Source organism: Tenacibaculum sp. E3R01 (assembly GCF_003318185.1).
GTDB lineage: Bacteria > Bacteroidota > Bacteroidia > Flavobacteriales > Flavobacteriaceae > Polaribacter > Polaribacter halocynthiae.
The window spans coordinates 199,169-209,104 of record NZ_QOCC01000023.1; the positions used below are offsets into that span (position 1 = coordinate 199,169).

A 9,936-nucleotide genomic window follows, 5' to 3' on the forward strand; every position below is an offset into this window, starting at 1 on the left:
TTATGAATAAAAATATATTAGTTGTAGGTGGTGGTATTATAGGTTTATGCTCTGCTTATTATTTACAAAAAGAAGGTCATAATGTTACTATTATTGACAAGTCAGATTTGTTAAGTGGTGCTTCGCATGTAAATGCAGGGCTTATTACTCCAAGTCATATAATTTCTCTAGCTGCTCCTGGAATGATTAACAAAGGAATTAAATGGATGTTTAGTTCAACAAGTCCTTTATCAATAAAACCTAGATTAGATTTTGATTTTATACGTTGGTCTTGGTTGTTTAAAAAAGCCTCAACTCATCAGAAAGTTGAAAAATCTATACCAGTAATAAAAGATATTAATCTTTTTAGTAAAAAATTATATAAAGACATTAAAGCTTCATCTGATTTTGATTTTGATTATCAAAATAAAGGATTGATGATGTATTATCAAACTGAAAAAACTGGTGAAGAAGAATGGAGGGTTGGGGAAAGAGCTATTAAAGAAGGATTAAAAGTAGAGAACTTAACTCTCGAAGAAGTACAAAAGCTTGAACCTAATGTTGATTTAAATATAAAAGGAGCTGTTTATTATCATTCAGATGCTCACATGACACCTTCAGAATTTATAAAACAAATGAAAAACTATTTAATAAATTCAGGAGTTACTATACTTTCTAATGAAGAACTAATTGATATAACAACCTCAAATAACAAAGTTTCTTCAATAAAAACTAATAATAGAGAAATTATAGCTGATGAAATGGTTTTAGCAACGGGTTCTTGGACCCCTATAATTGCAAAAAAACTCGATTTAAAAATACCTGTTCAGGCTGGAAAAGGTTATCGTATTAATGTTGAAAAAGATACAGGAATCAATATTCCTTCAATATTAATGGAAGCAAAAGTAGCAGTAACCCCAATGAAAGGATATACTCGTTTTGCTGGAACAATGGAAATAGCTGGAATAAACGAAAAAATCAATACTAAAAGAGTTTCAATGATTGCCAGAGCTTCTGAAGATTATTATAAAGGTTTAAAAATTGATTCTTCAGACATTAAAAATGCTCGTTCAGGTTTACGTCCATGCTCTCCAGATGGATTACCTTACATCGGTAAATTATCAAATTTTAAAAATGTAACTGTTGCCACAGGACATGCTATGATGGGTTGGAGTTTAGGTCCTGCTACTGGTAAAATAGTTTCTGAGTTAATTTCTGAGCAAAAAACGAGTTTAAATTTAACTCCATTTAATGTTGAACGTTATAATTAGAAAAAATAAGTTTATTTAAGAAATTTTATTAATACAAAAAGCCTCATAATTATATGAGGCTTTTTTATTTAGTAGCGGGAACTGGACTCGAACCAGTGACCTTCGGGTTATGAGCCCGACGAGCTACCTACTGCTCTATCCCGCGATTTTCGGTTGCAAATATACAATGTTTTTACAGAAAGACAATGTGTTTTTTTGTTTTTATTTTACAAAAAACCAAAAACAGTTAACAATCAAGCCTTAAAATTAAAAACAAAAGTTAATCACATTCATTTTTTCTATTTTAGTTTGAGACGCAATATGAGCAATATACCCATTGTTAATATCTACTTTAGATAAATAATATTTTTCATCATCTAATTTCGTTGACGAGCTTAAGGTGTTAATTGTATTTAGAGGTATAGTTAGCCCTCTACCATCAGCTTTTACAATAGCTTCTTTTCTTGTCCAACATGTATAAAACTTGTTATAACTATCTATTTCTCTCTTTTCTTCTGGAGAAAAAACAGTATTAAAACCATCTAATTTAATTGGTTTTACTTTTTCTATATCAATACCTAAATTTACTTGTTCATCATTACTAATTGCACACACAACGTATTCTTCTGAGTGAGAAATATTAAATGAGAAAGAACTATTTTCAAAATACGGCTTACCATGTTCAGTCGTCTTTATAGATTCTAAAGAATTATCGTAGCCAAATTGAAGCATACACTTTTTCAAAAGTAGCTTCCCATATAAATACGTGTAAGCATCTTGCCAGCGACGAAATTTACTTAACCTTTCTTGCATTTTTTTAGGCAATAACTCGGCTAATTTTTTATATTCATTTTCAGGTAATTTTTTACATGAAGTATAATAAATTGATGTCATAAGAATAAAATTAAAGTTAATAATTACTTAATGCATGTTCTAGTTTACTTACATCTTAAAACAGATAAAACTATCTCATACACCATTCCAAAACAGCTTTTGCACTATGTGCTTTATTTTCGGCTTGTTGAAAAACAATACTACTTGTGCCATCTATGACAGAAGCCTCTACTTCTTCTCCTCTATGAGCTGGAAGATCATGCATAAAAATAGAATTTGAATATTTTGACATTACTTCTTGAGTTACAGCAAAAGGGTCAAATATCTCTCTCCAATTTGCATCAGGTTTTGTAGTTCCTGTTGTTTGCCAACGTGTAGTGTATATTACATCTGCATTTTTAGGCAACTTTTTCATATCATGAAATTCATTAATAACAGTGTTATTTTTGGCTGCTTCGTTTTTTGAATACTGCAATACATTTGCTGGTATTTGATAATTTGGTGGAGTAAAAAAACTCAACTTAATATTAGAAAACTTAGCTAAAGCTAATGCCAACGCAACTGCTGTATTATTCCCCTCTCCTAAATAGACTATTTCTAAACCTGATAGCTCACCAAAATGACACATTAATGTTGTCAGATCTGCTAAAGCTTGAGTTGGGTGTTCATCTTCTGTCATTGCATTAACGATAGACATTCTTTTTTGATTTGCAAAAGCTTTAAGTACATTTGGACTACCTGCTGTTCTAACAACTAAGCCATCTAACATACGTGAAAGTACTTGTAAAGTATCACTCATACTTTCACCTGTGTTTATTTGTAAATCATTAGGTCCATAAGCAATAACATTAGCTCCTAACCGAAGTGCAGCAGTTGTAAAAGAGGTTCTTGTTCTTGTAGATGTTTTGGTAAAATAAACACCAACTACTTGATTTTTTAATTGATACCCTAACTCAACAGTACCATTAGAGTATTCTACTCCTCTATTAACTATATCTAACACTTCTTGCTTTGACAAGTTTTTTAAAGATATTATATGCTTTTTCTCATTTATTATTGTAAGACTCATTTTTTTGTTTTTTATTTTTTTTATACTAAATTTTATTAATCACTAGCTATTAATCGATTAGTAACACTATTAATAATGCTATTTTACTCTTGTACTAAAAAAGCTTAACTTTCATAAAGTTTACAAGGTATTTTCCATCAGTATGATTATTCCAATGATACTAATGTTAATTCAAAATGTTTATTTATAAGGTTTGATAAAGGCATTACCCTAGGTGCTTTCATAATAGAAAAATGATCCCCTGGAATATTACTAATATTGATGTTTACAAATACGCTTTTAAGTTTATCAATATTTTGATTATTTATAGATTGTGATGGACATATATAAAGTGTGTTTGCTTTTACTTGCTTGTTTATCCAATTATTATCAGAAGAAGCAACTAATAAACGAATTTTACTTGTTGCCGTAAATAGCTCTTCTTTAGTTTTATTAATATAATCTGGAATAAGTTGTTTGATACTTTGAGGAATTAAATCCTGCATTTGATTACTTGTTAAAGCTTTAAAGGGTTCTGAATTAAACAACTCGTCTTGCAAACCTTTAAGTGAATAAAATTCTTGTTTATTTATAGGGTTAAAGCTAAAAAGCGAACTAAACAACTCTAACTCTGAATCAACATTAAACAAAGTTTCTTTTGCTGGTTTTTCATACCCTAAATAAGAATCTATTATAATTAGTTTTTCAACTTTCTCATTATATGTTTCAAGTTGTAATGCTATCTTAGTAGCTATCTCTCCACCTAAACTCCATCCCAATAAGTTATATGGGCCAGTAGGTTGAATAGATTTTATTTTTTCTATATATACTGAAGCAATCTCATTAATACTTGGAGCTGATATTATATCGTAATCATGCTCAAATTTAATTCCATAACATTGATACTCTTTAATATTTCTAGTTAGTTCAAGATAACCGTCTACTTCACCACTACCGTCATGAATAACAAAAAGTTTATCTTCTGTTTCTCTTTTATTTAAAGGTATAACATCAACTACTTTTATATCTTCATTCTTTTTCTGCTCAATCTTAAGAGATAAAGAAGCAATAGTTGGAGCTAAGAAAATTTCAGAAAGCTGAAATTCAGCATTCATGTACTTGCTTATTTTATGCTTCATCTCCATAGCTAACAATGAATGTCCTCCTAGTTTAAAAAAATCCGAAGTAATACTAATCTCGCTTTCTTTAGCCCTTAAAATTTCTGACCAAATACTTAGTAGTTTCTTTTGAACTTCATTATTTGGTGCTATATACTCACTTCCTATAGTAAAATTAGGACTTGGTAATAATTTCCTATCTATTTTCCCATTCGAATTTACAGGAAAATTATCCACTTTAATATATGTGGTAGGTATCATATAATTCGGAAGTTTAGAAGACAGTATGTTCTTAATACTACTTTCCTCTATATTAATATTTCCACATAAATAGGCGACTAATTGTTTACTCTCTCCTTCACCTGAAGCAATAACTAATGATTTATTAATAGATTCAATCTTTTCTAATTGATATTCTATTTCTCCTAGCTCAATTCGTAGCCCCCTTATCTTAATCTGATTATCTATTCTACCTAGAAAATCAATAGTACCATCTTCATTCCACTTTGCTAAATCTCCTGTAGCGTAAGCTCTTACTCCTGGAATAACTGGATTCTCTATAAACTTATTTTCTGTTAACTTATCATCGTTTAAATATCCTTTAGCTAATCCTTTTCCTGAAACATATAATTCTCCAGATACTCCTATAGGACATAATTGTTTCGCTTCATTTAATATATATACTTGCCTATTATTTATTGGCTTACCAATACATGAAGTTTTTTCAAGTGAATCTATCTCATGATAAGTAATACAAACTGTTGATTCTGAGGGTCCATAGGTGTTAAATATTGGATAATGATTTATTAAATTATCAATATGCCTTGGTAATAACACATCTCCTCCACTTACAATAAACCTTAAGCTTTGTAAATCATCTGAATACTTATTCAGTACATCAAGAACAACTGGCACAGTAGTTAATACTGTTGCTTTTGTTTCTTTAATACCATGAATAAGAGCTTCTATATCTCTTCCTCCTTCAGGCATAATTACTAGAGAAGCCCCTGTTAGTAAAGCTGGAAAAATTTCTTCTACTACCGTATCAAATGAAGGTGAAGCTTGCTGAATAACCTTATCTAAAGGTGTTAATGAAAAATATTTCTTAAAAGTAATACTATAATCTACTAACGAGTTATGTTCTATAATTACTCCTTTGGGTTTTCCAGTACTTCCTGAGGTAAAAATAATATATGCAGTATCATTTCCTTTTATTGATAGTAAAGGATTAATCTCTGGCATTTTTTCAATTTTGACTTTATCTATTATCAAATCTATAACAGATACTGATGTTTCCAGATTTACTAAATCAGTACTTAAATTAGTAAGTATATACTTCATCTCTGAACCATCAATCAACATTTTTAATCTATCCAAAGGATTATTAGGGTCAAGAGCAATATATGTAGCACCTGATTTTAAAACTGCTAAAAAACTAATAATCATTTCAGGTGAACGTCCTAAATAGACACCTATTCTATCTCCCTTTTTAACTTTAATTACTTTAATAAGGTAATGAGTTAGTTGATTAACTTTTAAGTTTAAATCTTGATAACTCATTGTATAACCTTTATAATATAATGCTTCTGCCAATGGGTTTAATAAAACTTGTTTTTCTATTAAATCAACAATAGTTCCTTTAATGTTATAATTTATTTCTGGCGCATTAAACTCTTTAATTATTTGGTTGCTTTCTTGATTTGAAAGAATATTGATTTTTGATATTTCAATTTCCTTATCTACTAATATTTCTGCTATTATTTTTTCAAATCCTTTTGAAAACCTTTCTATTGTTTTTTCTTTAAACAACGATAGGTTATAACTAAAAAATACACCACAGCCTTCCTCTTGCTCTACTACATCTAGTTCTAAATCAAACTTTGCTACGTTATAATCCGCTTCATAACCTACAACTTTTAATCTTTCTGATTCTTCTACATAAGTTTTCTCTTGATTGTATGAATAAAAAACATCAAATAATGGATTACGTCCACTATCTCGTGAAACATCTAATGCGTCTACCAATTCTTCATATTGAAACAACTGATGATCAAATGCCATTAATGTATCTGTTTGTAATCCTGATAAAAAATCTAGAAAATTAGTTCCTGAAGTTACTTGGTTACGAAGAGCTAAGGTATTCACAAACATCCCTACAACATCTTCTACATCGGCATGGAGACGTCCTGCTGTTGGGGTACCTATAACAATATCTTCTTGATTTGATAACTTACTTAGTAAAATAGTGTAAATACCTAAAAACAATGTATACATTGTTACTCCTTCACTTGCTGCTATTTTACGTAACTCTTCACTTTGTTTTTTATTTAGAATTAGCGAATGAACTCCTCCTTCATTATTTCGAACTTGACTACGCGGATAATCTGTAGGTAATTCTAATGCTGTTAATTCTTCACGATACTTATCTAACCAATATTTTTTATGATTTGATACTAAATCTTGATAACTTTCACTTTGCTGCCATACTGAATAATCTATATACTCAATACTTAAATTCGGTAAAGATTCTCCATAATACAATGACCAGATATCACGAGTTAAAATTCCATTAGAAACTCCATCATTAATTATATGGTGCGAATCTATCATTAACAAATAATCTTCTCCTGTAATATCTATCAATGATACACGATATGGTAAATTTTCAGCTAAATTGAATGGTTGCACAAATTCAGACACATAGTTTTTAATATCACTTGCAGCACCTTGTTTATAATCTATTTCAAAGTTTACATCTTTTAAAACCTGTTGCACTGGATGCCCATCTATCAACTCAAAAACAGTACGTAAAATTTGATGACGAGACACTAATTCTTTAAATGCTTTATCTAACTGTGAAACATCTAAATCTCTTCCAACTCTATAAAATGTTGGCATATTATAACTGGTACCATCTTTTTCATATTCATACAAGAAATACATACGTCGTTGTGCCGATGATAATGGATAAGATTCACTCTCTAATGCCTTTGGTATAGATTCAAATTGAACATGATCTTTTTCTAAAATATAAGTTGATAACTCTAAAATAGTACGATAAGAAAATAAATCTCGTAATGATACTTCTACATTAAATATCTTATTCACCTTATTCAATAAAGTAATTGCCAATAATGAATGACCTCCCAGTCTAAAAAAGTCTGAAGTAATACTAACTTCATTTTCTTCAAGATCTAAAATTTCAGACCAAATATGTACTAATGATGTTTCGGTTTCATTAGTAGGAGCAACATACGCTTCCTTATCTATTAGATTTGGTATAGGTAATGACTTTCTATCTATTTTCCCATTAGCATTCAATGGAAAACTATCTAAATAAATATAACTTAAAGGAACCATATAATCTGGTAACATTCCTGATAATAACAATATTATATCTTGCTCTTCAATCACCTCGTTGCAACATAAATAAGCTACTAACTGTTTATTTACACCTGTCCCATGAGCTAAAACTAATGCTTGATTTATACTTGGTACTTCTTCTAACACAGATTCAATTTCACCTAATTCAATTCTATAACCTCGTATCTTTACCTGATGATCATTTCTTCCTAAATACTCCAAATCTCCTTCAGGTAACCATTTTACTAAATCTCCTGTTTTGTATAAATTCCCTTTTCCAAAAGGGTTCCCTAAAAAACGTTCTTCCGTTAATGTCACATTATTAACATAACCCTCCGCTAAATGAACACCTCCAATATAAAGTTCTCCAGTAGTTCCTTCTGGTAATAAGTTTAAATCTTTATCTAAAATATAAGCTTGAGTATTAGCTATAGGACGTCCTATAGGTACATTCGTATTTAATTTTTTTAACACCTCATAAGCCATAGATACTACCGTTCCTTCGGTTGGTCCATACTCATTAATGAATCTTGATTTTCCTAAAAATTTATTAGCTAATGAAGGAGTACATTTTTCTCCACCTGATATAACAATTTTAAGAAATGGTAATTCGTCTATTGGTAAATTTTCTAAAAACGATGGAGTACTATGTAAATAAGTTATTTTATTTTCTAAAAGATAATTCTTAAAAAGAGTTGGATCTAAAAGAACTTCTCTACCAATTAAAACCATTTTACCTCCAGAAGTTAAAGCTAACCAAATTTGCTCTACAGAAGCATCAAAATAATAGGGTGAAAATTGAAGAATACGGTCAGCTGTACCTATATCAAAAAACTCTCTTTGAAAACAATTTAAATTTGTTATTCCTTTATATGCTACTAATACCCCTTTTGGATTTCCTGTTGAACCTGAAGTATAAATTACATAAGCTGCATCATCTGAAGTAACTACTGGTAATTCTTTCTTATTAACATTTAATTTCTTATCTAAAACACTACTGCTTAAACAACTATAGTTGGCTTTAATTTCTTCTGAAAGGTCGTTTAAATTACTTAAAACAAAAGAAACTTTACATTCCTCTAACATATGATGAGTTCGAGATAAAGGTTGATCTACATTGATTGGTAAATACGCTCCCCCTGCTTTCATTATACCTAAAATACCTGTGATCATTTCTAAAGAACGAGTCATCATTAAACTAACTATAGAACCTTTTAACACTCCTAAATTCATCAAATGAGTTGCCCATAAATCTGAACGAGCATCTAACTCTTGGTAAGTAAGATTTTTTCCTTCCATAACTAAAGCTATAGAATTTGGAAACTCTTCAACTTTAGAGCGAAACATATCTAAAACTGTTTCCTCTAAATCATAATTCACTTTGGTAGTATTTAAACCTAATAACAATCTATCTTTTTCTGAAGTTGATAGTATATCTATATCCTTCAGTTGCTTTTCTTTATTATCTAATACACTATCTATAATTTTATTTAGATAACCTGAAAATCTTGCAATACTTGAAGAGCTAAATAAATCTGTTCGATAATTAAGTGATAAAACTATTGATTCAGAATCTAAAACATCTAACATTAAATCAAACTTCGCTATAGTATAACTAACATCATGGCCTACTATTTTCAAACTCTCTGATTCTTCTATATCAGTTACTTCTTGATATTGATTGTATGAATAAAAAACATCAAATAACGGATTACGTCCACTATCTCGTGAAACATCTAATGCATCCACCAATTCTTCATACTGATACAATTGATGATCAAATGCCATTAATGTATTTACTTGTAGTTCTGATAAAAATTCTTGAAAGCTAGTTCCTGAATTTACTTGGTTACGTAGAGCTAATGTATTCACAAACATTCCTACAACCTCTTCTAAATCGGCATGATGACGCCCTGCTGTTGGAGTACCTACAACAATATCTTCTTGATTTGACAACTTACTTAGTAAAATTGAATAAATACCTAAAAACAATGTGTACATTGTTACTCCTTCACTTGCTGCTATTTTACGTAACTCTTCACTTTGTTTTTTACTTAGAGTTATTGAATGAACATCTCCTTCTGTACTTTGATCTTGACTACGAGGATAATCTGTAGGTAATTCTAATGCTGTTAACTCTTCACTATACTTATCTAACCAATACGTTTTATGACTCGATACTAAATCTTGATACCCCTCACTTTGTTGCCAAACTGAATAATCTATATAATCAATACTTAAACTTGGTAAAGACTCTCCATGGTATAATGACCAAAATCCTTTCATTAAAATCTCATTGGAAACTCCATCATTAATTATATGGTGTGAATCTATCATTAACAAA

The 9,936-nt window shown here is 29.8% G+C and carries 4 protein-coding genes and 1 tRNA gene; 1 reads left to right on the plus strand and 4 read right to left on the minus strand.

Going from position 1 to position 9,936, the window contains the following annotated elements:
* Positions 1-2: 2 nt before the first annotated feature.
* Positions 3-1,250 (plus strand): NAD(P)/FAD-dependent oxidoreductase, encoded by a 1,248-nt coding sequence (locus DS884_RS12075; RefSeq protein ID WP_113786922.1) that lies wholly within the window; start codon positions 3-5, stop codon positions 1,248-1,250.
* A gap of 72 nt (positions 1,251-1,322) precedes the next feature.
* On the opposite strand, the gene DS884_RS12080 is transcribed toward DS884_RS12075, so the two are convergent.
* From DS884_RS12080 to DS884_RS12095, 4 genes are all read right to left on the minus strand, one after another.
* Positions 1,323-1,395 (minus strand) — tRNA-Met (locus DS884_RS12080).
* 101 nt (positions 1,396-1,496) lie between these two features.
* Positions 1,497-2,123, minus strand: a complete 627-nt coding sequence (locus DS884_RS12085) for a 4'-phosphopantetheinyl transferase family protein (protein WP_093870229.1) — start codon at positions 2,121-2,123, stop codon at positions 1,497-1,499.
* Positions 2,124-2,193: 70 nt separating this feature from the next.
* Positions 2,194-3,132 carry an ornithine carbamoyltransferase gene (locus tag DS884_RS12090; RefSeq protein ID WP_199488207.1) on the minus strand — a complete coding sequence of 313 codons (939 nt, stop codon included), beginning with the start codon at positions 3,130-3,132 and terminating at the stop codon, positions 2,194-2,196.
* Between the two features lie 146 nt (positions 3,133-3,278).
* Entirely contained in the window at positions 3,279-9,929 is a 6,651-nt protein-coding gene (locus DS884_RS12095) for a non-ribosomal peptide synthetase (protein ID WP_233487153.1), read from the minus strand.
* Positions 9,930-9,936: the final 7 nt, after the last annotated feature.

What these genes read in the sequence shown, in the direction of transcription:
- DS884_RS12085 (WP_093870229.1), bottom strand. Translation starts at nt 2,123, where the DNA reads ATGACATCAATTTATTATACTTCATGTAAAAAATTACCTGAAAATGAA.
- DS884_RS12090 (WP_199488207.1), bottom strand. Translation starts at nt 3,132, where the DNA reads ATGAGTCTTACAATAATAAATGAGAAAAAGCATATAATATCTTTAAAA.
- DS884_RS12095 (WP_233487153.1), bottom strand. Translation starts at nt 9,929, where the DNA reads ATGATAGATTCACACCATATAATTAATGATGGAGTTTCCAATGAGATT.
- DS884_RS12075 (WP_113786922.1), top strand. Translation starts at nt 3, where the DNA reads ATGAATAAAAATATATTAGTTGTAGGTGGTGGTATTATAGGTTTATGC.